Origin of the sequence: Chitinophaga polysaccharea, from assembly GCF_007829335.1 — a bacterium.
GTDB classification, from domain to species: Bacteria; Bacteroidota; Bacteroidia; order Chitinophagales; family Chitinophagaceae; genus Chitinophaga; species Chitinophaga polysaccharea_B.
In genome coordinates, this window is sequence record NZ_VIWO01000004.1 from 189,452 (window position 1) to 216,037 (window position 26,586).

General features: G+C 45.3%; 24 protein-coding genes. 19 read left to right on the top strand and 5 right to left on the bottom strand.

From position 1 onward, the window contains the following. Positions 1-242: 242 nt before the first annotated feature. Entirely contained in the window at positions 243-1,205 is a 963-nt protein-coding gene (locus FHW36_RS15425) for a helix-turn-helix domain-containing protein (RefSeq protein ID WP_145670461.1), read from the top strand. Positions 1,206-1,247: 42 nt separating this feature from the next. Here FHW36_RS15425 and FHW36_RS15430 read toward each other — a convergent pair whose 3' ends face one another. Then, complete coding sequence (locus FHW36_RS15430; RefSeq protein WP_145670462.1) at positions 1,248-2,156, bottom strand: LysR family transcriptional regulator; 909 nt, start codon at positions 2,154-2,156, stop codon at positions 1,248-1,250. A gap of 97 nt (positions 2,157-2,253) precedes the next feature. Here FHW36_RS15430 and FHW36_RS15435 point away from each other — a divergent pair, with 97 nt between their 5' ends. The 8 genes from FHW36_RS15435 (at position 2,254) to FHW36_RS15470 (ending at position 8,721) form a co-directional block, all read left to right on the top strand. Beyond that, positions 2,254-2,865, top strand: coding sequence for an NAD(P)H-dependent oxidoreductase (locus FHW36_RS15435; RefSeq protein WP_145670463.1), 612 nt, complete (start codon positions 2,254-2,256; stop codon positions 2,863-2,865). After that, entirely contained in the window at positions 2,862-3,149 is a 288-nt protein-coding gene (locus FHW36_RS15440) for a putative quinol monooxygenase (RefSeq protein ID WP_145670464.1), read from the top strand. The genes FHW36_RS15435 and FHW36_RS15440 overlap by 4 nt, the downstream gene beginning before the upstream one ends. Positions 3,150-3,456: 307 nt before the next feature. Further along, complete coding sequence (locus FHW36_RS15445) at positions 3,457-3,786, top strand: ArsR/SmtB family transcription factor (protein ID WP_145670465.1); 330 nt, start codon at positions 3,457-3,459, stop codon at positions 3,784-3,786. Between the two features lie 55 nt (positions 3,787-3,841). After that, on the top strand, positions 3,842-4,681 hold the full coding sequence (locus tag FHW36_RS15450) for an arsenite methyltransferase (protein ID WP_145670466.1): 840 nt from the start codon (positions 3,842-3,844) through the stop codon (positions 4,679-4,681). Positions 4,682-4,721: 40 nt separating this feature from the next. Then, positions 4,722-5,798, top strand: a complete 1,077-nt coding sequence (gene arsB, locus FHW36_RS15455; RefSeq protein ID WP_145670467.1) for an ACR3 family arsenite efflux transporter — start codon at positions 4,722-4,724, stop codon at positions 5,796-5,798. Between the two features lie 30 nt (positions 5,799-5,828). Beyond that, positions 5,829-6,242, top strand: a complete 414-nt coding sequence (locus FHW36_RS15460) for an arsenate reductase ArsC (RefSeq protein ID WP_145670468.1) — start codon at positions 5,829-5,831, stop codon at positions 6,240-6,242. Between the two features lie 180 nt (positions 6,243-6,422). Then, positions 6,423-7,838: an aldehyde dehydrogenase family protein gene (locus tag FHW36_RS15465; RefSeq protein WP_145670469.1), complete on the top strand. Its 1,416-nt coding sequence runs from the start codon at positions 6,423-6,425 to the stop codon at positions 7,836-7,838. Positions 7,839-7,920: 82 nt separating this feature from the next. Next, the gene (locus tag FHW36_RS15470) at positions 7,921-8,721 is read left to right on the top strand and encodes a helix-turn-helix domain-containing protein (protein ID WP_145670470.1); all 801 of its coding nucleotides are present in this window, start codon (positions 7,921-7,923) and stop codon (positions 8,719-8,721) included. Between the two features lie 40 nt (positions 8,722-8,761). On the opposite strand, the gene FHW36_RS15475 is transcribed toward FHW36_RS15470, so the two are convergent. After that, the gene (locus FHW36_RS15475) at positions 8,762-10,219 is read right to left on the bottom strand and encodes a TlpA family protein disulfide reductase (protein ID WP_186452469.1); all 1,458 of its coding nucleotides are present in this window, start codon (positions 10,217-10,219) and stop codon (positions 8,762-8,764) included. An 80-nt stretch (positions 10,220-10,299) separates the two neighbouring features. Continuing rightward, positions 10,300-10,527 carry a hypothetical protein gene (locus tag FHW36_RS15480; RefSeq protein ID WP_145670472.1) on the bottom strand — a complete coding sequence of 76 codons (228 nt, stop codon included), beginning with the start codon at positions 10,525-10,527 and terminating at the stop codon, positions 10,300-10,302. A gap of 753 nt (positions 10,528-11,280) precedes the next feature. Between FHW36_RS15480 and FHW36_RS15485 the strand changes: the two genes are divergently transcribed. From FHW36_RS15485 to FHW36_RS15505, 5 genes are all read left to right on the top strand, one after another. Next, complete coding sequence (locus tag FHW36_RS15485) at positions 11,281-12,078, top strand: DUF899 domain-containing protein (RefSeq protein ID WP_145670473.1); 798 nt, start codon at positions 11,281-11,283, stop codon at positions 12,076-12,078. A 298-nt stretch (positions 12,079-12,376) separates the two neighbouring features. Further along, the gene (locus tag FHW36_RS15490) at positions 12,377-15,508 is read left to right on the top strand and encodes a SusC/RagA family TonB-linked outer membrane protein (RefSeq protein WP_145670474.1); all 3,132 of its coding nucleotides are present in this window, start codon (positions 12,377-12,379) and stop codon (positions 15,506-15,508) included. 31 nt (positions 15,509-15,539) lie between these two features. Next, complete coding sequence (locus FHW36_RS15495) at positions 15,540-17,282, top strand: RagB/SusD family nutrient uptake outer membrane protein (protein WP_145670475.1); 1,743 nt, start codon at positions 15,540-15,542, stop codon at positions 17,280-17,282. Positions 17,283-17,396: 114 nt separating this feature from the next. Beyond that, complete coding sequence (locus FHW36_RS15500; RefSeq protein WP_145670476.1) at positions 17,397-18,134, top strand: protein phosphatase 2C domain-containing protein; 738 nt, start codon at positions 17,397-17,399, stop codon at positions 18,132-18,134. 364 nt (positions 18,135-18,498) lie between these two features. Further along, complete coding sequence (locus tag FHW36_RS15505) at positions 18,499-19,899, top strand: OmpA family protein (protein WP_145670477.1); 1,401 nt, start codon at positions 18,499-18,501, stop codon at positions 19,897-19,899. A 271-nt stretch (positions 19,900-20,170) separates the two neighbouring features. On the opposite strand, the gene FHW36_RS15510 is transcribed toward FHW36_RS15505, so the two are convergent. Next, complete coding sequence (locus FHW36_RS15510; RefSeq protein ID WP_145670478.1) at positions 20,171-20,620, bottom strand: lipocalin-like domain-containing protein; 450 nt, start codon at positions 20,618-20,620, stop codon at positions 20,171-20,173. Positions 20,621-20,858: 238 nt separating this feature from the next. Here FHW36_RS15510 and FHW36_RS15515 point away from each other — a divergent pair, with 238 nt between their 5' ends. From FHW36_RS15515 to FHW36_RS15535, 5 genes are all read left to right on the top strand, one after another. Continuing rightward, positions 20,859-21,683, top strand: a complete 825-nt coding sequence (locus FHW36_RS15515; RefSeq protein WP_145670479.1) for a hypothetical protein — start codon at positions 20,859-20,861, stop codon at positions 21,681-21,683. 76 nt (positions 21,684-21,759) lie between these two features. After that, complete coding sequence (locus FHW36_RS15520; RefSeq protein WP_262713398.1) at positions 21,760-22,269, top strand: RNA polymerase sigma factor; 510 nt, start codon at positions 21,760-21,762, stop codon at positions 22,267-22,269. Further along, entirely contained in the window at positions 22,269-22,880 is a 612-nt protein-coding gene (locus FHW36_RS15525; RefSeq protein ID WP_145670481.1) for a hypothetical protein, read from the top strand. The genes FHW36_RS15520 and FHW36_RS15525 overlap by 1 nt, the downstream gene beginning before the upstream one ends. Positions 22,881-23,155: 275 nt before the next feature. Further along, a complete protein-coding gene (locus tag FHW36_RS15530) occupies positions 23,156-25,147 on the top strand; it encodes a glucosidase family protein (RefSeq protein WP_145670482.1) in 1,992 nt (663 codons plus the stop codon). A gap of 24 nt (positions 25,148-25,171) precedes the next feature. Then, complete coding sequence (locus tag FHW36_RS15535) at positions 25,172-25,549, top strand: DoxX family protein (RefSeq protein ID WP_145670483.1); 378 nt, start codon at positions 25,172-25,174, stop codon at positions 25,547-25,549. 67 nt (positions 25,550-25,616) lie between these two features. On the opposite strand, the gene FHW36_RS15540 is transcribed toward FHW36_RS15535, so the two are convergent. Further along, positions 25,617-26,543: an alpha/beta hydrolase gene (locus FHW36_RS15540; protein ID WP_145670484.1), complete on the bottom strand. Its 927-nt coding sequence runs from the start codon at positions 26,541-26,543 to the stop codon at positions 25,617-25,619. Positions 26,544-26,586: the final 43 nt, after the last annotated feature.

The following is a 26,586-nucleotide window of genomic DNA, read 5'->3' on the forward strand; positions in this document are numbered from 1 at the left end:
ATACTTAAGTGGAATTGTCAATTTCGAGCTGGCTCACCAGGCAGATTCAAATCTATTGGCAGGGGATGGGTTGGAGCAAACAGAAACGCCGAGAAAATGAGGACAAACTGCGGATAAAGTTTGATCAAAATTTTAATTTATTTATATTCAATTATTTACAAATAATTATTTATATAATTATTATAGAGGGAGACAAAAAATAAATACCACTTTAATAGCCGTTTCCGGCTACATTTGTAATCATGGAATCCTCTACTGCCCATAGCGTTACCTTCAATGATATCTTCCAGATTCCCCAGGGGGAAGTGCATGAGTACAGTTTGCCGATGCCCGGCATAGACGGCGCCGGTAAGTTCGTGCTCTGCAACGACATGGCCATTGCCGATGGGAAAGTGACCGCCGGACCGCCCGACTTCTCCTGGCAGCATTACAACGAACAGGCTTTTGTGGAGCTTAATTTTGTGATAGCGGGGCAATTATGTCAAACGCATGAGGGACTGATTGAGCGTCAGGTATTTAGACAGGGTTATTCCAACCTCTTATTTAATCCCCGGTCGTGGGAAAAGAATGAGCTGGCCGGCGGGCAGGGGTTTCGTAACCTGGGTATTTATATCAGCCAGGAAAAGATGATAGGGCTAATCAGCAATTATGCGCCGGAATTGCAACACCTGGTGACCAAAATAGAAAAGGGGGTCCCTTTTGTGATGCATGCACCTACGCTTCATTTCAGTCCCCGGCTGCAGCAGGCGCTCGGGCAATTGTGGGAGAGCCCTGTTCCGCAAGGCCTCCGGCGTTTGCATTTTGAAACGCAGATACTGCAACTTTTCTACCTGCAATGCGAGGCCCTGCTGCCTTCCCGTACACCTCAGCGGGGAGAGACTTTGCGTATGGCCGACAAAGAACGGTTGTACCAGGCCCGTCAATACCTGCTCGAACACCTGGCTTTTCCGCCTACCCTGGGAGAGCTGTCCAGGATTTGTGGCCTCAATGAATTTAAGCTAAAGAAGGGCTTCCGGTTATTGTTTGACCAAAGTGTGTTCACTTTCGTTAATAATGAAAGGCTGGAAGCGGCCAGGCAGCAAATACTGCAGGGCGACCATAACATTTCGGAGATTGCCTACGGACTTGGGTATACGCATCCCCAACATTTTCACCGCGCCTTTAAAAAGAAGTTTGGGACTACGCCGGGAGGGTTGTTGAAATAAACAGTCAGCCCATGATGAGGTGGAATGCCATTCCGCATTTAACTACGCTACCGTTTCCCACTTCTCTTCCAGCAGCTGTTCCAGCTGCGCAATTTCTTTCCCGTACATAGTTTTCTTCCTGGTACCGAAGTGGAGTGTATTCTCCAGTGGCTGATGGCCTTCCCAAACTATTTTAATTTTTCCGCTGTTGATCGCTTCCACGCACAAGAAATCTGGTACAATGGACAAGCCGGTATTGTCGCTCAGGCAGCGGATAATGGAGCTGATATTCGGCACAATGTAGTTGGGGCTAAAATCAGGATGCTCTCCAAAATGCCGCTGCCAGAAGTTCTTCAGGTGGTCCATATCGGCCGCAGTGCTGTACCAGAGTTGGTGTTTTAATAGTTGGGTGGCCGCCTTCATTTTATCCTGGTGCAACAGCTCTTCCAGTTCGGTGGTATCGGTTTTGCTGCCGGCAATCAGTACAATCTTTTCTTTGGAGAAGGGGCGGTACTGCAGATTAGGCTGATTCCCTTTTTGTGGGGTGATGATGAGGTCCAGCAATCCATTGTCCAGGTCGTGTTGCATCTGGGGGTATTCCCCGAATTTGATGATAAGATTGAAGGGCAGGCTGGCAACATGTTCTTCCAGGGTGTATTGAAATGTTTCAAAGCACATGCCTACGCTAATGGTTACACGTTCATTCTGGGAGCGCTTATGAAAGTGTTGTTCTCCCGTTTCCAGTTTCTTTAAAGGATCCAATATGTAATTGTACAGGATCTTCCCCTTTTCTGTGGGCACCATTCTTCTGGCAGAGCGGTCAAATAGTTTATACCCCGTAAACGCTTCCAGCGAGTTCAAATGGAGGCTTACTCCCGGCTGGGAAATATTGAGTTCCTGCGCGGCGGCAGATAATGTTCCGGTTTCATATATAGCGTTGAATGTTCTGAGCCATTCTAAGTTCCATCGCATAACTATAATTTTTATGATACAAAGGTACAATTTAAGTTATTTGTGTGATATATAAAAGTGATAGAAATTTGCGGTATCAATAATTAAAATTATAGACATGAAGGTATTCGTTATCAACGCAGGCCAGGTCTTTGCCCATTCCGGCGGGCTTTTTAATAATACATTAACAAGCTGGACCGTGGAGTTCCTGGACCGGAAAGGAATGGACTATCAGGTGATAAATATCAACGATGACTTTGACCCGATGGCGGAAGTAGAACGTTTTAAATGGGCCGACCTCGTCATCTATCATTCTCCTATTTGGTGGTTCCAGGTACCCAACCGCCTGAAGAAATATATCGACGACGTGTTTACGGCCGGTCATCAAAATGGGATGTATGCCAGTGATGGCAGGAGCCGGAAGAACCCCGCTATTAATTATGGCACCGGAGGACTGATGCAGGGAAAGAAATATATGGTCACCACCAGCTGGAATGCACCGGAAACGGCATTTACCCTGCCAGGTGAATTTTTCGAACAACATTCGGTAGATGAAGGGGTACTGTTTGGCTTTCATAAAATGAACCAGTTTGTAGGCATGGACCGGGTACCAGGATTCCATTTCCACGACCTGGAAAAAAATGCCACGGAAGAGCGACTGGCCAATTACCGCCACGACTATCTCAGGCACCTGGAAGCAACCATCACCTTTGAAAAACAATTGTCATGAGTATTTATTTAACCGCTATCATTAAAGCGAAGCCGGCACACCGCAACGAAGTTATTGCCGTACTACAGAATATGGTGAAAGAAACAAGAAAAGAAACAGCCTGTCTTCAATATGATCTTCACCAGGGAACAGAAGATGAAAACGTATTTGTTTTCTATGAAATATGGGAAAGCCAGGAAGGGCTTGACCTTCATGGGCGGCAGCCTTATATTGTTGCATTCGGCCGTTTGGCGGAAAGCAAATTACAGGAAGCTCCAGCCATTTATCTCACTAAAAAAATATAAGTAATGGAATATAGAAAGTTAGGTAATACCAGCCTGCAACCCGCTATCACCGTGGTATTGGCGGGTGCGAGAAATGCAGATCAGGCTATTGCTAATGCCAAAGCGATGGAAATAGCCTGATCTGTTGAAGAGCTGCAATTTATACGTGCCGCACTGGCAAAGATTTAACTAACCATATCCATTTTCTAAAAGGCTGGAAGAACACAACTTCCGGTCTTTTTTATTGCTGAACAGCGTAATGCTATTAAAAAAAATTTGTTGAATTAAAAATACATCGTAATATTGCGATATAATAAAGCATAAGCTCATGGGCGCTACGAAGACAGATTTATTCACCCAACAGCAGAACGAGATCGCCGCTATGGCCAAGGCCTTGGCGCACCCGGCCCGTATCGCCATCCTGCAATACCTGGTGAAAAAGAATGCCTGCGTATGCGGCGACCTGGTCGATGAATTAGGGCTGGCACAGGCCACCACTTCCCAGCATCTGAAAGAGCTGAAAACGGCCGGCATTATACAGGGTACTATCGAAGGTGTGAGCGTCTGCTATTGTATCAATCCCAAAGTCTGGAAGCAGTATAAGGAATTGTTTAATGCCTTCTTTAAAGAGGTAGACTTACAGCAAACCTGCTGCTGATATTTTTTTACTTTCATTTATCGCAATATTGCAATAATACAATAAATAAAACGCAATGACTACTGATGAACAAATGAAGGAAATCGTAAAACAGAAATATAGTGAAATCGCGTTGCAGGACAAAGCTACTAACGCTGCTTCCTGCTGCGGCTCCGGTTGTTGCTCTACAGAAGTATACAACATTATGAGCGACGATTATACCACGCTGGAGGGGTATCAACCCGCTGCTGACCTGGGGCTGGGATGTGGGCTGCCTACCCAGTTTGCCAAAATCAGGCAAGGGGATACCGTGATTGATTTAGGCTCCGGCGCGGGCAATGACTGTTTTATTGCCCGGCAGGAAACAGGTGAGACAGGAAAGGTAATAGGCATCGATTTTACGCCTGCCATGGTTGAAAAAGCCCGGGCAAACGCAGAGAAGCTACATTTCAATAACGTAGAATTCCGCCAGGGGGATATCGAGAAAATGCCTGTCACCGCCAATGTAGCCGACGTAATAGTCAGCAATTGTGTATTGAACCTGGTACCCAACAAAGACGGGGTTATCAAAGAAATATACCGCGTACTGAAACCTGGTGGGCATTTCAGTATCTCTGATATCGTGTTAGCCGGCGAGTTGCCCGCCACCATTCAACAGGCCGCTGAAATGTATGCTGGCTGTGTATCCGGGGCTATACAAAAGCAGGAGTACCTGGACATGATTGAAAACAATGGCTTCAAAAACATCACCATTCAGAAAGAAAAGGTCATTACCATCCCGGATGATATCCTGGCTAACTACCTGAACACCGCTGAAATAGCGGCATTTCGTGCAGGTAATACTGGTATTTACAGCATCACCGTGTATGCAGAAAAGCCAGCCGACGCTGCCTGCTGTGCGCCGGGTTGTTGCTGATCAACACGCTTAACTATTTTATTACATAGACAACATTACCATGCAAAACTCCCATCCGGCCCAGCGTAAGCAGCTGGGCTTTCTGGATCGTTATCTTACATTATGGATTTTTCTCGCGATGGCTGGCGGTGTAGCTATCGGGTACTTTGTTCCGTCATCTTCGGGGTTTATCCATTCCTTCTCGTCTGGAACCACTAATATTCCCCTGGCTATAGGGCTCATTCTGATGATGTACCCGCCGTTGGCTAAAGTAAAATATGAGAATATGGGAGAGGTGTTCCGTAATACAAAGGTGTTGTCTGTTTCTTTGGCGCTCAACTGGATTATCGGGCCAATCCTTATGTTTGTTCTTGCGGTGCTGTTTCTGCATGGTTATCCTGAATATATGACGGGCCTCATCCTGATTGGCCTGGCTCGTTGTATTGCCATGGTCATCGTATGGAACGAACTGGCGGAAGGCAACCGCGAGTATGCAGCTGGTTTGGTGGCCTTAAACAGCATCTTCCAGGTATTGTTGTACAGCATTTATGCCTATATCTTCATCACCTGGTTGCCCACCGTTTTCGGTATGAAAGGGATAACTGTGCCCATATCCATTGCCGAAATTGCCAGTAGCGTGGGTATCTACCTGGGTATTCCGTTTGCTGCCGGCATTATCAGCCGTTACGGCCTCATTGCCTGGAAAGGGGAAAAGTGGTTCCGGGAAAAATATGTTCCTTTTATTTCGCCGGTTACTTTAATCGCCCTGTTGTTTACCATTGTGGTGATGTTTAGTCTTAAAGGAGAATTGATTGTGCAAATTCCATTCGATGTTGTCAGGATAGCCATTCCACTGGTGATATATTTTATTATCATGTTCCTGGTAAGTTTCCTGTTAGGCAAAGCGATGGGGGCCGACTATTCCCGTAATGCATCCATTGCCTTTACGGCGGCGGGCAACAACTTTGAGCTGGCTATTGCCGTGGCTATCGGAGTATTTGGTATCAACTCCGGTCAGGCTTTTGTGGGCGTAATCGGACCGCTGGTAGAAGTGCCTGCATTGATTGCCCTGGTAAATGTTGCCTTCTGGCTACGAAAGAAATGGTACGATACTCCTGTTTCTACCATTAAAGCGTAAATACCTTTAAAACTATATACCTTACATCAAATGAAAAAAATATTGGTGCTTTGTACCGGCAACAGTTGCCGTAGCCAGATAGCAGAAGGCTATCTCAGACATTTTGCTGGTGATAAGGCGGAAATTTATAGCGCCGGTGTAGAAACCCATGGCGTCAATCCCCGCGCCATCGCCACCATGGCAGAAGATGGCATTGATATTTCCGCACATACCTCCAACAACATAGCGGAGTATGGCGATATACCATTCGACTACGTTATTACTGTTTGTGACAATGCTAAAGAAAGATGTCCTTTCTTTCCCACAACGGCGCAAAAATTCCATGAAAACTTCCCCGACCCTGCGAAGGCTGTTGGTACGGAAGAAGAAATCATGCAACAGTTCAGGGCCGTCAGACAGCTGATTAAAGATTATAGCAGATCCTTTGTGGCAGCCAACCTGTGATGTAACAATTGACATAATGCCTGAATCCCCTGCTTGAATAAATAGCAGGGGATTTTTTGATGCTCAAATGGCCGCCCAAAACGACTCTTACCCTGAGCCACTCAACAAAGCATATTTGAGCTATACAACAAAGCAGATATTTCCCGCTTACCGGACCTTTGTGATGTAAAAACAAAACATATGAAAAACATCACTAAAAGTTATATCAATGGCGAGTTTGTCACACTCCATGGAACCCAGGTTTTTAATTTGATCAATCCCACCAATCATCAGCCAGTTGGCCAGGTGACCCTGGGCGATGAGGAAGATGTACAGCGGGCTATTGCCGCGGCCAAAGCGGCTTTTAAATCATTTTCCCAAACAAGCGTAACTGCCCGTATCCAGCTCCTGGAAAATTTAAAACAAGCGGTAAGTAAAAGAGAAAAGGAGCTCATTGAAGTTATGATTCTCGAATACGGAGGCACCCGGCAGTTCTGTACCATGAGCCTGCAAAATGCCATTGGATCTTTTGATAATATGATTGACACGCTGCGTCATTTTGAGTTTCAACGGAAGTCGGGTAATACATTTATCCAGCTCACACCCGTAGGAGTGGTTGGTATCATCACTCCCTGGAACTCCAGCAATAGCTTCATTTGCAGCAAGCTGGCCACCGCCATAGCAGCTGGTTGTACCGTGGTAGTAAAACCCAGCGAAATGAGCGCCTCACAAACGCAATTGCTCACTGAATGTTTCGATGAAGCAGGATTGCCCAAAGGCGTTTACAACATGGTGAACGGACTGGGAAGTGTAGTAGGCGCCGCTATCACCAACCATCCGGATATCGCTAAGATATCATTTACCGGGTCGACCGTTACAGGTAAACAAATTGCCCGGTCGGCCGTGGATACGGTTAAACGGGTAACCCTGGAGCTGGGAGGTAAGTCCCCGAATATTATCCTGGACGACGCCAACTTTGAACAGGCCATTCCCCAGGCAGTATTGGGGGCGTACATGAACAGTGGACAAGCCTGTATTGCTCCTACGCGTTTACTGGTGCCTAAGGCCAAACTGGAAGCTGTGAATCAGCTGGCTAAAGCAGCAGCAGCAAGTGTGGTAGTGGGCAATCCGGCTAACGATGCTACAAATGTGGGACCCATGGTATCCGAAAAACAATTTGAGCGCGTACAGCATTACATCCAGGTGGGACTGGACGAAGGCGCTACCCTGCTGGCAGGAGGACCGGGCAAACCTACCGGCCTGGAAGAAGGGAATTTTGTAAAAGCAACCATTTTTACGAATGTCCGCAACGATATGCGTATTGCGCAGGAAGAAATTTTCGGCCCGGTACTGTCTATCATTCCCTATGAAAATGAAGAAGAGGCCATTGCTATTGCCAATGACACCATGTATGGATTGGCAGCCTATGTCACCTCTGCCAATGAAGTACGGGCACTGAAAGTAGCATCCAGGATTGATGCAGGCAGGGTATGTATCAACGGATTTAAACATGATCCCATGGCGCCTTTTGGAGGCTTCAAGCAATCCGGCCTTGGACGCGAATTTGGCGTATATGGATTGGAAGAGTACCTGGAACCTAAATCCATCCTGTTATAGGGCACAAACCAAAATGTTTTATATTTATGAACACCGCCCGGGCGCGTACCGGGCGATGTTTATATACAGACCGATAAATAAAATGCCTGATAACACGAGCAATATTAATTATTCCTGTCACTTTACCGTATTCCGGGAAGGAGAGCAGTTTGTTACCCACCACAGCCTGGCAATGGTGATTTCGGGAGAGATGGAATTAAATGATGGTACCGAACGGAAAATGTTCAGGAAAGGGGATATCTATCTTGCCAGGAAGAACCAATTATTGAAGTTTATTAAAAGTCCAACGGAGAAAGAAGAGTTCAAGTCTTTGTCCATACGATTTGGCGAGGAATTACTCCGGCAGGTCAGCGCCCGGGAGGCTTTTCAGCTGGAAGAGAAACTCACTACGCCCTCATTTATTGATTTATCGCCGGCACCGCACCTGTCTTATTTCATGGAGTCGCTATTGCAGTACCAGGACTTACTGGAAAATAAAGCCCCGGAACTGCTGGAACTGAAACAACAGGAGGCGCTGATGTTATTGTTTGCTTACGATAAGAATCTGAAGAAGGTATTGTTTGATTTTTCAGATCCATATAAAATCAACCTGGAAGAATTTATGCAGCAGAACTACCACTTCAATGTGAGGCTGGAACGTTTTGCCTATCTTACCGGCCGGAGCCTGGCTACCTTTAAGCGGGATTTTCAGAAAATATTTCAGACTTCGCCCCGTAATTGGCTACAGCAAAGGCGTTTACAGGAAGCCTATTTCCTGATTACCCAAAAAAGACAGCGCCCCAACGATATTTATCTCGACCTGGGCTTTGAAGATTTATCGCATTTTTCTTTTGCCTTCAGGAAACAGTTTGGACAGGCTCCTTCGGAGCTATTGAAGAGCTGAGGCATTATCTACTGTTGTGGAGATACCCCTGGCAAAAAAGTCACCGAAGTAACTGGTCAATGAGTGTTTTTAGTTTCCCATCACTGGGAGGCGGAGCATCAGCATTAATGACTACCCCTTGTTTATCCAGTAAAATAAAGCGGGGGATTGTTTCTATTTGATACTGGGTAATGATGGCCGACCGGTTAATATCGAGCAAAAGGTAGTTGTTATCTATAAACGCTTCATTTTGAGAGGCATTTTCCCATTTTTCAATTTCTTTGTCAAGAGAAATTTTAATGAACTTGATTGCCTTTCCGCTATATTCTTTCTCCAACGCTTTAAGAAAGGGGAATTCTTCCCGGCATGGAACGCACCAGCTAGCCCATAAATCGAGGAGAATAATATTCCCTTTTTCCTGTTTTATTATATCCTCAATGCTGCTTTTTTTCAATGTTTTAATAGATAAGACATCATTTCGTGATGTACTGCGTTTAATTCCGTCAATCTTTCTCTTCTGTTTTAATTGATGCCTTACCTCAGATTTATATTGATTATTGTTGCACACTTTGAAATAGCTGTGGAGGTATTCGGATGGAATATCCAGTCTTTTGGAAAGCGTCTGATATATAATATCAGACAGCAAATAATTTCTCGCTTCCCCGGAAAAATTTTCATTGACTAAATTATACTTGTTGATAAAGTCTGTCGTGCTTTTTAGCTCACTGTTGATATTACTTTCCGCTTCTACATAACTGAGTAGCTCTTCAGCACAGCGCCGGAAGTAAAAGAAAGAAACTGTTTTTACAGGAAGGGCGTTAAGATCATGAATAAATGACTGGCATATTTTCCACCATTCATCCCGGTTTTTAGTTGGCTTCAATAATGTTTTATAGAGCGAATAGGTTTTTAATAGTGAATCTGCCTGGATTTCGTATCGTTTATTGTCCAGGAAATCCCTGGTTAATGAATACACGGCAGCCAGGGAGTCTGCCAGGTTGTTTCTACTGGTTGTTAAAATGGCAAGAGGTTGTTTAATTTCAGCTATAGTGGTAATCTTTGGGAGAGATGCCGGGGTGTTTTCTGCATAATACTTTCCCAGTAAGCGCCTTTCCAGATCAAAGTTGCAGCTGTCAATGAGCTTAGTGCAAAATAGCGTTATATCTCTTTGCCTGTTGGAAGTATGATAAATGAAGGAACCATAGTTGTTTTCACTGACATGTATAGTATCGCCAGGATAGGCTATTCGCCAGCTAAGTATCAGGCCCATAGGATAAAAGAAAACAGGCTCCTTGGTATGAATAATAGTTTCATGGTTTTCCCTCAATACCAGCGTTTCTCTTTTGATCCTTTTTCTTCTTTCGATTAAAAGATCGATTTTGTCAGTGCTGTCCCGGTGAAATTCGTTTGATGTAAATAATGAATGTTCCCCGATGAAAGTAATCGTCTTTTTTGAACAGGATGAAAGTAAGAGAATGACTACAGTAAATAGTATAATATCGGGATAACCTCGTCTCATATGCATGTGTTTATCTGGATATTGGTGTCGAAAGGGGCACGTGATATCACGTACCCCTTGGTATGAGAAGGAAGGTCAGGTTAGCATGCGGTTCCCCAACTGCATTTGTGGGTAACTGATGAGCACACACCGCTTACCGTAACCTGCTGTCCGCAGCCATTCGTAACTGTTTTCGTTCCGCAATCAGAGTCTTTGGTACACTCTTTTGAATCGCCGCTGCCGTCGCCACCTAAGATGTTCTTTAATTGTGTTCTTGTAAGTACTTCGATAGCGCCAAATTGAACGGCCTGCAGTTTTAATTTTTTCATGTTGATAATAGTTTTTTGTTAAAAATGGATTTTGTTATGCTTCAGATAAAGACCTGGAGCTGCCGCTACATCATTTATCGCATTGTACACTACGCCAAATATATAGCAGCTACGGAGTCAGTTACCATAGTACTCTGGATAACGTGGTAATCTCCGACTTTCTCATGGGGATAATGCCAGAGAGAAAATATTTTATATCACTACTACTGTTAGTTAGAAATAATTATCATGAAACATGTTTTTCATGATATGGGCTAAAGCCGCCAGAAGAAAATGGAAGACAGGTGTTCTTATATTGATTAACATTTATTGGATGTATTTATGAGTAGGGTTATGAGTGATAGTGAATCTACCTGGAAGTATGTTTGTAGGATTTCCTGGCTTAACAAAACAGTTATTGGGCTAATATTGATTCAATTTTCCATGTTTTTTATATAGGTTCATTGATCTGGAATTTTTTGAATGATACTCGATAATATTGCTATTAGGCACAGCTTTGTTGGGTCCATAGGGTGCTACTGTTGCTACGAAAATAAAAATATAACTTACTTAAAACAACCGCTATTTTGATCTGTTTAGGTTTTTTTTTGATATTGAAAATCGCGGTTGGCTTAACAAGAGAGGAATACTGATCAAAAAGTCTTTTAATGAACATATGGCCCGATACCCCCCTGGCAAAGTCTTATTTCCCCCCAGGTATCTTGCTGAGAAGCCGTTAACTTTATACTATCGTACACCTCAAATCTCAACATCATGGAAAACCAATATCAGCATCCGAAAACGGCTACGCGGAAAGAATGGCTGGCTGCCAGGATCGCCTTACTCCGGGAGGAGAAGGAGCTTACCAGGCGTAGCGATGAGCTGGCGCAACGGCGCCAGGAGCTTCCCTGGGTCCGGGTAGATAAAGCCTATTATTTCGATACGGAAGCAGGCAGGGTATCCCTCGCAGATTTGTTCCAAGGGCGGTCGCAGCTCATGATCTATCACTTTATGTTTGGACCGGACTACGCCGCCGGCTGTCCTTCCTGTTCTATGATTGCCGATGGCTTCAACGGGATTGACGTGCACCTGGCCAATCACGATGTGATGTTCTGGGCTGTTTCCCGGGCGCCATTGCCGAAATTACAGGCATTTAAAGCGCGTATGGGCTGGACTTTTCCCTGGGCATCGTCTCACCCGGGCGATTTCAACCACGATTTTAATGTCTGGTTTACAGAAGATGAGCAACGAGCGGGCGAGGTGGAATACAACTACCGGAAAGAAGCTGCCTTCGAATGGCGTCCGGAACAGGAGAATGGAGGACAATCCGCTGAGGCAAAGTTTGCAGCGATGTGCGGAACAGATGTCCCTACGTTTCATCGCGACCGACCTGGTATGAGTACCTTCGCTATGGAAGACGGGGTTATCTATCACACTTATTCTGCCTACGCCCGTGGACTCGATAGCCTATGGAATGTTTACCAATGGCTGGACCGGTCGCCTAAAGGCCGCAATGAAGCAAACGGTGTTTGGTGGCGCCGTCATGATGAGTATGATCAACGCCCGGTTTGAACACCACATAAATGGAAATGAATAAGAAGAAGGTTGGTGCCGGACACCAATTTTCTTCTTATTCATTTATATGTAGTGGTGAATGCGGTTGTATCACCTCCTTTCTTCTCCTTCCTCTCTTTATATTCCGGGTATAATGTACTTATAGCAGTTGGTTGGCAGACTGCAAAAATACCATTTGTAATAGTCAAATTAAGAGTTGTATCCTGCTTATCAAGATAAGATCTTTGATAGTGATTAGAATTATTATTGGTCGGACAATGAACGAGTAATTCCACAGATTAACTACCTAAATTTTATGAACCAAACTAAATCGCTTCTAGGAGCCATGGCACTCCTATGCCTGGTCTTCCTGTGTGCTACACGGGTGTATGCACAGAACAAAATTAATGTCAAGGGCATCGTTACCGACTCCCTGGGAATGCCACTCCCGGGTGCAACGGTCAGCGAAGACGGAAATGTAAAGAACGGAACTGTTACCAAACAGGATGGTAAATTTGAAATGACCACTTCCAGCGGCGCCCGGATCAGGGTGACCATGACCGGCTTTCACACCGCTTATGCTGTGGCCGGAACTTCTCCGCTTACCATCAGGTTGAGCACAGCTACTACCGAATTAACTGATGTGGTAGTAGTAGGATATGGTACGCAGAAGCGCGCTAAAATGACATCCGCCGTTTCCTCTATGAGTGGGAAGGACATTGCGCTGATTCCTGCTACTAACCTCTCTAACACACTGGCAGGTCGTTTATCCGGTGTTTTTGTCAGTTCACCTACCGGTACCCCTGGTATTGGCTCTACAGTAAAAGTAAGATCGGCGTCTTCTTTTAGTAACAGCGCCGTGGAACCACTGTATGTAATTGACGGAATAGTACGGGATAAAACCAGCTTCGATGCATTGGACCCGAATGAAGTGGCCGATATTACCGTGTTGAAAGATGCTGCTTCTGCGGCTATCTACGGTTCCCGTTCTTCCAACGGCGCCATCCTGGTTACGACTAAAACAGGTAAAAGCGGGGCAGCTGTTATTAATTTCAATGCTACGTATAATACGCAACGGGTGGGCGCCCTGCCTAAGTATATGCCGGTAAAGGACGGTTTAAATTTATCGAAATCGGTGAATGGCGGTTTGAGTGATGAGGAAATTGCCTGGGTGCTGAAAAATAATCCCAATGGCGATAACTATTACAAGGAAGCATATACCAATCCTAACAGCCAGCACTACGCGTTGAGCGCTTCCGGTGGCAACGATAAAATCAGGGGATATATAGGTGGATCCTATGTAAGCGAAAATGGCTTCCTGCCCCAGGTAAACTATAAGAAATATAACCTGCGTGGTAACCTGGAGGCCAACCTGGTGAAAAACCTCACGCTGGGTTTGAACCTGAGCACCAGCTACGGTACCCGTAGCCGCTTCAACTTTACGTACGACTACGGCTCCGATGACCTGAATAATCTTTGGGGTAAGCTCCTGTACTGGGATGTATTCGCTAGTCCTTACATCAATGGTAAGCCTAATAACCCAGGTTGGTTAGGAAATCCTATAGAGATGATGAGAAACGGTGGATACTGGCGTAACAACAATCAACAGATAGATGCGCTCGTTACCGCCGAATACAAAATACCGTTTGTAAAAGGCCTGAGTGTAAAGGGTACTTATAGCAAAAACTTTGACAATAACTATGTAAAGACTTTTGCCAAAAAACAATTGCTATACAATTTTAAGAAAACAGGCCCTAATGGACTGATATATACCGACACCCTGACCGGTACCACCATGAGTGGAGATCCGGGAACCCCTTACCTGGGAAATTCATATACCAGGGATAACAACTATCAGTTCAATACACAGGTGAATTACGACAATACTTTTGGAAAACACACGATAGGCGCTTTGTTTGTGTATGAACAATTTGAAGGGTTCAATAATGCTTTTGGCGTAACACGATATAATTTCCCACTGGTAGCTTCTGACCAGTTTTTATACACCAGTGCCAATAACGCAGATTGGTCAACCGGCGGTGGTGAAAAAGAAATCGGAAGATTATCCTATATCGGAAGGATCAATTATGATTACGACGCCAAATACCTGTTTAGCGCCTCTGTTCGAAGAGATGGTTCTACTAACTTCGCACCTGATAAAAGGTGGGGCTGGTTCCCATCTGTATCCGGTGGCTGGGTAGTTTCAAAAGAGAACTTTTTCAACTCATCAGCAGTAGGTCGTGCTGTTGATTTCTTAAAGCTGCGCGCATCCTATGCTACTACCGGTAACGACATCCTGGATAAAGATGATCCTAACAGCCGTTGGAGATGGATGGAGCAGTATATTATCTCGGGTGGTACCTATTTCCTGGGTGCTAATGGTACTCCTGCGCCACTGCTAAGGTATGGTGGTCTTCCCAATAGCAACCTTACCTGGGAAAAATCAAATTCTGCCGGTGTTGGCGTAGACGCTACCCTGTATAAGAATATCAGGTTCAGCTTTGATTACTGGAAACGTCAGTCTTACGATATCTTAGGATCCAGGATACTGGCTGTGCCTAATGAATTTGGAACTACCCTGCCTCCGGAAAACTATGGTAAAGTAAGTTCCCATGGTATTGAAATAGAATTGGGATACAATAACAATATTGGCCGCAATTTTAGCTACAATGTGAAAGGTATGTTTACCTATGCCGCCAATAAAGTAATCCGGAAAGATGTAGCCGCCAATACCCAGGAATATGCCAACCCTAACGGCAAACCCCTGAATTATGGAACCGGCTACCAGGCATTGGGTATCCTTCGTACACAAAAAGACCTCGACAATTTACCAGCAGGTTACACGATCAACGGTATAGCGCCGGCATTGGGAGATATGTTATTTGCAGATATCAGCGGTCCCAATGGCAAACCAGATAATAAGGTAGATAGTTACGACCAGGTAGTGTTAGGTAACTATTTCGGAGCAGACCATGCGCCTATCAGCTATGGACTGAATGTTTCCTTATCATATAAAGGCTTTGCAATTGAGGCGTTGTTCTCCGGGCTCACCGGCTATAAGATCTTCTATAACGATGCCTGGGGCCGGAATTTTGGTGGCGGCGGAAAAGTGCCTGCCTACCACGCTGATTCCTGGAGTACGGATAATCCAAATGGGACTACACCTAAAATATACCCCTGGGGTGATCCTCATTCATATGGGTATACCTGGACATCCAATTTCAACGTATACAACGGCGGGTTTTTACGGATGAAATACCTGAACATCAATTATAGCCTGCCCAATGCTATCTTAAGCAAAGTGAAGATGAAAGATGTCAGGATATTTTTGGCCGGATCTAACCTGTTCAATATCACCAAATTTAAGTTATACGATCCTGAAATAGCCCAGTTTATGAGCTATCCAACTACGAAGACCTTTACCGCAGGAATTGATATCCGGTTGTAGAAATGTGTGTTTACATTAAAAGCTTAGAAAAATGAAGAACAAAATAAATACCGCTATACTCGCCGCCCTGACGCCGTTTTTATTAACCGGCTGTAGTAAGGTACTCGATAAAACCAACCTTTCTGCGGTTGGCCCTGACCAGGTATGGTCGGATGTCAATATGGCCACTGCTTATCTAAACCAGATCTATTCCAACCTCATGCCAGGTAATACGTCTGGCAGTGGTAATGGAACAGATGAGGGCGTACCTTATCAAAAGCAGACCAACGACTGGTTCAGGGGAACAGCCACCTTCGATTCTAAAAATAATTTCTCGGATTACACGCCCATAAGAACCATCAATATTTTGCTCGGCAATATCGACAAGGCAGCTTTCAGCCAGGCAGATAAAGATAAAATTAAAGGCCAGGCACTGTTCTGGAGAGCCTGGGCTTACCATGACCTGGTAAGCAATTATGGTGGGGTGCCGCTGATCCTGGAAGCCCAACCACCTACCTCAGACCTTGCTACATTGCAACGTCCACGGAATAAAACCTCCGAATGTGTGACGCAGATTTTAAAAGATCTCGATGATGCGATTGCATTGTTACCTGATGCCTTCACCGGCGATGACATGGGCCGGATCGATAAAGGAGTAGCCATGGCCTTTAAAGGAAGAGTGCTGTTATTTTATGCCAGCCCTTTATTTAATGGTTTAGGTGGAGTGGCTTCCTGGCAAAAGGCTTTCGACGCCAACAAGGCAGCTAAAGAATTCTTAGATGCGCATGGAAAAGGATTGTACGCCCCTTACAGCAAAATATGGGACGATGAGTTAAATAAAGAGGTGGTCATGGTACACCGTTTCAACTATCCACAGGCAACTTATTTTCAGGGTGGTCTGATGCCGTTGAACTGGTCTAAGGATGACGTAGGATATGACCGGCCCTCACTGGAACTGGTTAATGCTTTCCCAATGAAGGACGGTTCCGCCTGGGAAGCGCAGACAAGAAGCTACGACACTTTGTTTGCCAACAGGGATGACCGTTTTTATGCCAATATCTACTACAATGGAGCGCCTAATCAATATTTAAAAGGGATGCGCGATGATAAAACCTACCTGTGGACATACTTTACCAGCATCACGGCTTACAGCGGTGCTACCGGCCTGGAAGGAGTACACAACTCCGTTACCCAAGACCCATTATGGTCTAATTCCAGCTTTTACCGTATCAAGGCCATTGATAAAACCGTTGATAAAGGTACGGTATACAATGCAGCGGTTGACTGGATTGAAATCCGCTACGCAGAAGTGTTGATGAACTATGGCGAATGCGCCAATGAAGTAGGCAACACAGCAGTGGCATTGGATGTATTAAAGCAAATCAGGTCCCGTGCAGGCGTTGTACCTGGTACATTAGGCAATTATGGCATTACAGCAGCCACCCAGCCAGATATCCGCAAATTGATGCAGAAAGAACGTTTCGTAGAATTCTGTTTTGAAAATAAACGCATGAACGATTTACGCCGCTGGAAGATGTTTGATTACCTGAGAGCACTTCCACAGCGCCATGGTATTGCAGTATTGCTGAAGACCGGCCAACCGGATGTTGCGCCGCTGTCAGATATCAATACCGTATGGAATAGGTTTACTTCCACCGTAATCGCCACCGATGCGGTAGATATTGCCATTAAAGACCAATACTATATTTACGGTATTCCTAAAACGATATTAGACCGTAACCCGCTGTTTAAACAAAATAACAACTGGGGAGGCGATTTCGATCCTTTGCAATAAATAGTCGTTAATGTGATTTGACCGTTACAGTAAAGACAGGGACGCCCATGAGGCGTCCCTGTCTTTTTTATGGGAAGGTGTAGACAGATTTATTTATCTTGCATATCCTAATATATGAAATTATACACGACCCTTCAAATTGGCGCCCATCACATCCATCATTGCGAAGATTACCTGGTAACTGCCCCATTGGGCACAGAGAAAACGCTATGTGCCGTCATGGACGGATGCTCTATGGGTAAGGATAGTTACCTGGTAGCTACATTAACGGGCAAGATCCTGCGAAAAGTTGCTAAGGAAATAGCCTTTCGGGAATTTGCAGAGAAGCGCACCACTATACTTCCGGATTTATTGAAAACTATTTTAAGGCAACTGTTCCACGAACTAAAGCAATTGAAGAATACTCTCCAACTGGAAAGAAATGAACTGTTAACCACCCTGGTAATCGCCGTTATTGACGCTAAAGAAAAAGCAGGAGAATTTATGTGTATAGGAGATGGCGTGATTGATATAAATGGCAATTTATACGAATTTGACCAGGATAATAAACCAGATTACCTGGGATATCATTTGCAGGAAGACTTTGAGCATTGGTTTAGTGTCCAGCAACAGCGATTGTCGGAAAAGGGAATCATCAATTTCAGCCTGTGTACAGATGGTATTTTTACTTTCAGCAGGTTTGATAACAACATTTATGAGCCATCCGGCAATATAATAGCATGGCTGCTGACAGATGATACCTACAACGAAAATGAGCATATGCTGAGCCAGAAAGTAACGGAAGTGAAGATGAACTGGGGGCTTGTACCAACAGATGATTTGGCCATTGTGAGGGGATATTTAGGCGATTAATTAACAATTTATTTTTTCTCTTAATAGAATAAAAAAACTCATGTATCGCATGAGTTTTTTGTTTGTTTTACGCAAGGTAATAGGTTATCAATAACCACTATAATCATGAAAAGATAGTCATTGCTCTTAAATGAAACGGCTATATGAAATTTAAAACCAGGGTCCATTGTATTTCAATACTGTAAAGGGTTAGATAAGATTTGAAGGGGTGAAATACAGTCGTTTTAATGCATTTGTACAACACGTTGGCACAGCGTTTGCAAAGTGCCCCGTGTTCTAACTCAGGTACCCGATGTTATGTTGAACCCACTATTATATGCCGTAGTGTGAAATTGATTTATTATTTAACCCGATTCATTTTATTATGACGACGTTTACAAAATTCAGGAAGTCGCTTTTGATGGCTTCTTCAGCTTTAGCATTGACAGGAACCGCATTTGCACAGGATAGCACGCATAAAGTTGACCGTGTAACCCCGTTTAATGGTGTAAGAGATTACCGTACCTGGTCTGTGGGTGCATGGGGCGGCGGCTCCGGAGCATTTGGTCCGTTTGGTGGTCCCTACTACTTCAACAACTTTGACTTAAAGAATACTGGTTTGGTGTACGGTGCTTATGTTAAAAAGCAGATCTTTCACAACTTCGGCCTGCAGGCCGACTTCCTGAGAGGGCAGGTGAAAGGTACCACCAAGGCATCCCAGGCATTAACTAATATAGCCGGTACACCTGTAGCTACAGGAGGTATCAATGAATTTACAACTGATATCGACTGGGCTGCTTCCGTGAGTGGGGTGTTTAGCCTTGGTAGTATCAACTGGATCAATAAACAGAGTTACATCATACCCTATGTATCAGCGGGTGCGGGTGCTATCGCCTTTAAACCAACGGCTATTGCTACCGATGGTACACATACTGCTGTATTAAATTCCGATGGCAGTAAAACACATCGTGAATTATATATCCCGGTAGGCGTGGGCGCTAAGTTTAATGTAGCACGTGGTGTGAATATCGACCTGGGGTACAACGTAAATTTTGTTAACAGCAAGGTATTTGATGGCGTAAACAGCGGTAATAAAGATAAATTTTCTACAGCACGTTTAGGGGTGGAATTTGCGCTTGGCAGCAAAAAGAAACCACAATTGGCCGTAGTAAATCCGGCTGCGCAGGTAGCGATGGATTTATGGGATAGGAATGCAGCCCTGAAAAGTTCACTGGAAGCAAGCGATGCACAAAACAAAGCTGCTATCGCAGGACTGAAACAGGAAATTGCCGATATGAAAACAGACTCCGATGGTGATGGAGTCCCTGATTTCCTCGATAAATGCCCGAATACACCTGCAGGTACTAAGGTAGATGGCGCCGGTTGTCCGCTGCCCACTCCTGTACAGGTGGTAAAAGAGAAAATCATCGTAACAGAAGCCGATAAGAAAGTAGTGAAAGATGCGATCGATAACCTGGAATTTGACCTGGGCAAAGCAACGATCAGACCTACTTCTTTTGCCAGCCTGGATAAGGTAGCCAGCTTACTGGTGGAGAAAAACTTCAGCCTGAAGCTGGCTGGTCATACCGATAACACCGGTTCTGCTACTACCAACATGCGTTTGTCTAAAGAACGTGCCGAGGCAATCAAAGCCTACCTCGTATCTAAAGGTGCTAACGCTTCAAGGATCGAAGCTACCGGTTACGGATCTATGCAGCCGATTGCTTCCAACAAAACAGCGGCTGGCCGTCAGCAAAACAGACGGGTAGAATTTACTTTGTACTAAGTCGTTTTTATTTCGATATAAAAGCAGCCCAAGTGGGCTGCTTTTTTTATCTGGGTAATAATAAAAGCCGCGATGATGGATACCTGATTTGGTGGGAGAGTTTATTCTCAGACTCTTGGCCGGATCGGAAAGCATTTATAAGCACAGGGTCGGAATTTTTACAGGCGGCTAAATGGGGCTGCTTTAGCGAGGTGAATGTACTACAGAGAGCTATCGACGAGATAAAATAAAAACATAAAAGCCTTGCTGCGTCAGCAGCAAGGCTTTTAAATTACTGCTTTACCATCGTAAAAGTATACTTATCCCCCTGTACCAGTACATTTTCCGTTACATATACCATTGTTTTGCAATCGAAGCTCGTTATGGTACCTTTTAATATCCCATTACTCGTTAAAGTATTTCCTTTTAAAGTCCAGGTGCCATGTTCATTACCGGAAGGATTGCAAACCGTACCCTGGTCTTTGAAATCATAGGTGCCATCGCTTTTCAGGAGAATGATATCATCTTTTTCACAAGGCTCCCAGGAGTCTGTTTCTTCTACCGGCGTGGCGCTGGCGCTCGACTTATACTGGAGGGAGGTGAGCTTATAGGTCCCGGAAATATTTGCCATATTCACGCTGCAGGTGGGAGTGGGGTCGCTGCTTTTTTCTTTCTTGCAGGAAAAAAGTAAACTGCCTGCTACTAATACCATTAAGGTCCATTTCATTGTAATTGTCTTCATACATATTGTTTGAGTAGGTGAAAAACTATTGTTTGATAGTAGTACCTCCTCCGGGATCCAAATGGTTGGGAAAAAATAAAAAATATTTTTTTGCCGGTTACCCAACCTTTGCCTAAAAACAAAGGTATTAGTGATGAAGGAGGTGGATATAGGACTGTTATTTGATGATTATCAGTAATGTGAATACATTCGATCTCCGGGAAACAATGCGTAAATAACCGATGATATTCAAAGTAAAATGAGAAATGCAGTATTAATGATGGGAATTACCTGCCTGGTGGGATGTGGTACTTCTATGAAATTAGCCATCCCAGACGCTTTTAAGCAGCAGGCTACCATGCAACACGTAGATGGCGCAAGGGGGAATAAGATGTCGTTCGCCAATATCAGCACGTCGAAAATTACAAGAGGAGTGCATGTAAGCTACCCCGGCTGGGGCGGCCGTGCCTTTTTCCTGCAAAATCTGATATTGAATAAATATGGGATACAAAAAAATGAAACCGTAGAAAAGGAGAAAGCCAGGTTCCGTTACACGATAACAGACGGGAAGAATGCCCTGGAAGTATATGCCAATGAGAAGCAGGTAACCAAGAAACTGGAGTACCAGTTGATTAAAGAAACCGGTTACTTTAGTAGTTTTGAACAATTACAGCATTATCAGTACGTTTTTTCCGCCATTATTGGTACCGGCAATGTGCCAGGTCACAAAAACTGGGAGTTGATGGTAACGAATATATACGACCGGGAAGCAGAACATGACCCAAACCCATTTACCTACGCAAAGCAGGAGGACAGCGGGCTGGCCACCAATGGAAAGGATACCATCTATATTAACCCGTTGAGTATCCGGAAAACCGAGTTAAGTAACGGGAAAACCGGCAAGCTGCCTTTTAAACTGTTATCTGGCTATGAGCTGAGCAACAGCGACGGCGTAGTGGCCATTGTAGATATGATCGACCGCAATATCTGGTTTTACAATGAGCTGGAGCCAGCAGAAAAATTAAATATCAGCGCCATCGGAACAGCCCTGTTTGCACGGAAAGTCCACGATGCAAAGTGGTAGTAGCAGCTGATCTGGAAAAGTGAGGTATCAGTATTAAACGATTCAATAGTTCCTGGAACAAGCGTTACATCATATCATCATCGAATGCCGCAGTGGCAACAGGAAAGCACAGGAGCAGCTGTACCGGCAGTTCTATGGCTTTGCGATGGCTATTGCCATGCGCTACGCTGCCGACACCCATGAGGCGGCCGATATCCTGACGCAGGCATTCGTAAAGATGTTCCGGAGCATTCATACATTCGACAACACTAAAGGGAATTTTCACGGCTGGCTAAAGCGGATCATCATCAACGAATCGCTGGACCACATCAAGCAGCGGAGCCGGTTTACCAGCCTGGAACTGGATACCGTAGAAGAACCAGTGGTAAATAATGATATTATTGAGAAAACAGATGCGGCAGCTATCCTGGAATTGGTGAGACAGCTGCCGCCTGCTACCCACGCCGTATTTGTGTTATACGCTATCGACGGCTACACGCATAAAGAAATTGGCGGGCAGCTGGGCATTAGTGAAGGGACCAGCAAATGGCACCTGAGTGAGGCAAGAAAAATTCTTCAACAGAAAATAACAGCGATTAAAAATTAGTGAATAACACCACACCATACGAGAAATTAATAGCAGCAAAGCTGGAAGAGATGCCGGTGCCTGATATGGCGGACAGCATCTGGGCCAGCATTGACATGCAATTGGATGCCGTAGTGGATACGCCTAAGGAAAATCCTGTTCAACCATTTAAAATAAACGTAAAAGGCTGGTTCACCATCGCCGGCGTTGCCCTGCTCATCGGGGCCATATGGTGGTATATACACAGCCAGTCATCGGCAGATAAAACAGTAACCCCAGCACCTGTGCCGGAAAAAACAGCCCCGGTACCCGTAGCCCCGGCCGACAGTTCATCCCTGTACCCAACACCAGGAAATGGAACTGTATTGCCGCTTCCTCCGTTGATGAAAAAAGACAGTATATCCGTGATCGATAAGTTGCCTCAACAACCGCCGGTAGACTCTATCCACCTGCAGCCAATACCTGCTATCCCGGTAGATTCGCCTGCCGTAAAGGATAACCGGCCGCAGGAGCGGGTTTTTGATTCTATCTACGTATTACCCACCCACAAAAAGCCCAGGGGCGTAAAGGGTATTACTCCCAATGATTACCGGATATCAGTGCAAAAAGACTCGACCCATAAACAACCCTAAAAAGGATATGCTTATTTTGACCGCTAACAGTCAATATCTTTGAAGAAGAAGATAATATCTGCAAGTTTTTTATTTTTCTATCTGCTAATTTCGCCCCCACGCTACCTGGATAACTAGCTGTGAACGGTGTTATAGTACAAGAATAAGTAATCTGCCACGTTGAATTCCCGTTGCCGGATGCTATCACGTTTTACCGACAACTACCGCCCGGTACCCCGGGAAGGGAGTCTGAATATTTATCCGTGTCGGTTTTTACGGTGAAAAACTGTTAATATATGAATATATTGAAACGATGCCTGGCGATAGGCTGCTGGCTAGCCTCGGCGCAATTTGCATCGGCACAAACGCCCCGCTGGGAGCTGATACCAGACGGTGGCATCCGCTGGAAAGTACAGCCGGGGCCTGCACATACCGACCATCTCGAAATGAGCGGGCTGCAGCTCTCCGCCATCATTACCTACGGCCAAAATGAACAGCAGGAATTGTTGCTGAAGAAGCAGCTGGTATTCCCCATGCTGCGCACCATTCCCAATAACACGCATGCCAGCCTGAAAACGGATTTCGATGGCAGTGAGCTGCCACCCATGAAGGCAGATGGCGTGCCGCTGAAAATGATACCGGCAGATTGTTACCTGAAAGGGTTATTACAGGTACATTCCCGTACCAACACAGGAATAACAGTAACGGATATACTATTTCCATCTACAGATAAAGCCGGGTTTATACAGTTGCGGGAACTGACTAACAGTGGCAGCCGTCCCTGTCGCATAGAAGTCGACAGTTCGCAGACCACCCGCCACACAGTGGCAGACAAGGGCGTTTACGGCGAGTATGTCATCGAATCCTGCGTAAGCGGCTATGGAAGTTTTATACTGGCGCCAGGGGAGAAGCATCGCCTCGCGGTGATCTATACCGCCCGTAAGGCAAATGAACTGCCCCGCTATATCTCCCCGGAATATGAGCTGGCAAAGCGCGCTGCTTTTATTCATCAGCTCACACAGTCGCTGGTGCTGGAAACGCCCAATGACACGCTTAACCGCGGATTTGCTTTCGCTAAAATACGAGCTACAGAAAGCATTTACGACACCCGGGGAGGACTGATGCATGGCCCCGGTGGAGGCGCCTATTATGCGGCCATCTGGGCCAACGACCAGGCAGAATATGCCAACCCATTTTTTCCCTTCCTGGGTAATTTGAATGGCAATGAATCGGCCGTAAACAGCTTTCGGCTCTTTGCCGGGTATATGAACAACGCATATAAACCCATACCCAGTTCCATTATTGCTGAAGGAGATGGATACTGGAACGGCGCCGGCGATCGTGGCGATCAGGCCATGATTGCCTATGGCGCTTCCCGGTTCGCATTGGCCTCCGGCGATACCGCATTGGCCAGGCAGTTATACCCGCTCATCAACTGGTGCCTGGAGTACCTGGAGCGGCATAAAAGAGCAGATGGCATTATTACCTCCGATGCCGATGAGCTCGAGGGACGGTTTCCAGCCGGTAAAGCCAATCTCTCTACCAATGCGCTGGCATACGGCGCCTACGAGAGCGCTGCCTGCCTGGCCGCTGCTTTGGGCAACAAGGATACCGCTGCTTTGTATCGCCAACGGGCACAACAGCTGAGTAAAGCCATCGAACAATTTTTTGGGCACAATGTACAGGGCTTCGATACCTATCGTTACTATGAAGAAAATACGGTGCTGCGCTCCTGGATCTGTTTACCACTGGTGATGGGAATCAATGAAAGGAAAGATGCTACGATGAAAGCATTGTTGTCGCCCTACCTGTGGACACACAACGGTATCCTCACCGCTGCCGGCGATCATACCTTTTGGGACCGGTCTACACTCTACGCTTTCCGGGGACTCTTCTTCGCCGGCGCTACCGACACTACCCTGAAATACCTGGCTTACTATACCCGTCAACGGTTGCTCGGCGAGCATGTACCTTACCCCGTGGAAGCCTGGCCGGAAGGCGATCAGCGGCACCTCTCGGCAGAAAGCGCGTTGTATTGCCGGGTGATCACCGAAGGGCTTTTTGGCATCGTGCCAACAGGGCTCCGCAGTTTTGATATGTGCCCTCGTTTACCGGCTGCCTGGAACAATATGGCATTGCGTCATATCCGGGCATTTGGGGCCGATATGGATATCGTGGTAAAGCGCGCCGGCAAACAACTAAAAGTAACAGTGGCGAATAAAGGAAAAGTTGTCACGGAAAAAAATTGGGACGGCAAAAGCACCCTGAATATTTTATTAAGGGATTAAATATCTTTGTTCAAAACTACCACTATGAAGAACAAGATTCTATTTGTATTGAGCCTGCTGTTTGGTCTCATGTTTATAAACGCAGGGCTGAATAAATTCCTTAACTACATGCCACCACCTAAAGATATGCCACCTGCCATGATGAAGGCCATGGGCGCTTTTATGGAAATATCCTGGCTGATGCCGCTGGTAGGCACCATTGAAATAATAGGAGGTTTGCTTTTTATCATCCCTAAAACAAGGGCATTGGGCGCTATCATCATCCTGCCGGTAATGGTAGGCGTGGTGTTAACCAACCTTACTTATATACCTTCCGGGTTAACAATTGCCTTACCGATGCTGCTGGTCAACCTTTGGGTAATCTATGACAGCAGGGAACGTTATAAGCCAATGATCCAATAAAGATGCGTGATACTAAAAATCCCTCTTTCGCCTTTAGCGGAAGAGGGATTTTTTTATGATGTCATACTTATTTCAACCACCACGTTACGCTATCCAGGAATACTGTCTGTTGATCGGCATACAGGTAATGCGAGCTGTTATCCACATACCTGAAATTTTTTGTTCCCAGTAGCTGTTCCAGGTGATGGAGCATGCCGGTAGAAAATATACCATCCAACTTACCGTATAGGCCATAAACCGGGATATGCTTTTCCCGGATCAGGAAGACCAACACAGGTTGTACATCAATATTCACACGTGTTTCGTTTTTATAAAAGCGCTCCGGCGCATTTTTATTGCGGATATCTGTTTGTTTTAACGCGCTGTTGTCATAAGCCCGCGAAATTTCCTGTGCCTCGGGATCTGGATGGACTACCCGGAAAAAACCGTTTTCACTGGCTAATCGGAAACATTCGCTCCGGTAGCGTGCCGACTTTTTATCTAATTGTTGTACCAGGGCTACTTCCCTCAGTTTTTCGGTATCTGATTTTTGCCGGTAAATGCGTGTCACAGTATCCAAAATATGGTTGTAAGTGGTCTGTTGTGCAAACAGGGCGCTGCACAATACAATCGCCTGCACCTTTTCAGGATATTTCTCTGCAAACAGTGTTGTTACCAGTCCACCGAAACTAAAACCTACCAGGTTGGCTTTTGTCAGCTTATATTGCTGGTAGATGTTGTTCAAATCGGTGAATGCTTCTTCATAGGTCAGCGCTGCGTTGGCATCCACTGATCTGCATTCTCCCCGACGGTCGTATACAATAACGTAAAATCCTTTGTCTGCCAGCTTTTGCGCAGTGGTGGCTTCAAAATGTACGGCGCTGCCGGCAGGGCCACCGTGAATGAAAATGAGGGGAGTACTGCCAGGCTTCCCGAAAGTTTTGATATAAAGTGATTGGGCTTGCGCAAATATGCTGTAGCTGAGTATTGTTAGCAGCAATAGAGTAAAACGCATGGTAAATGAAGTATTGGGATCCAAATGTAGAGAAACATTTTTG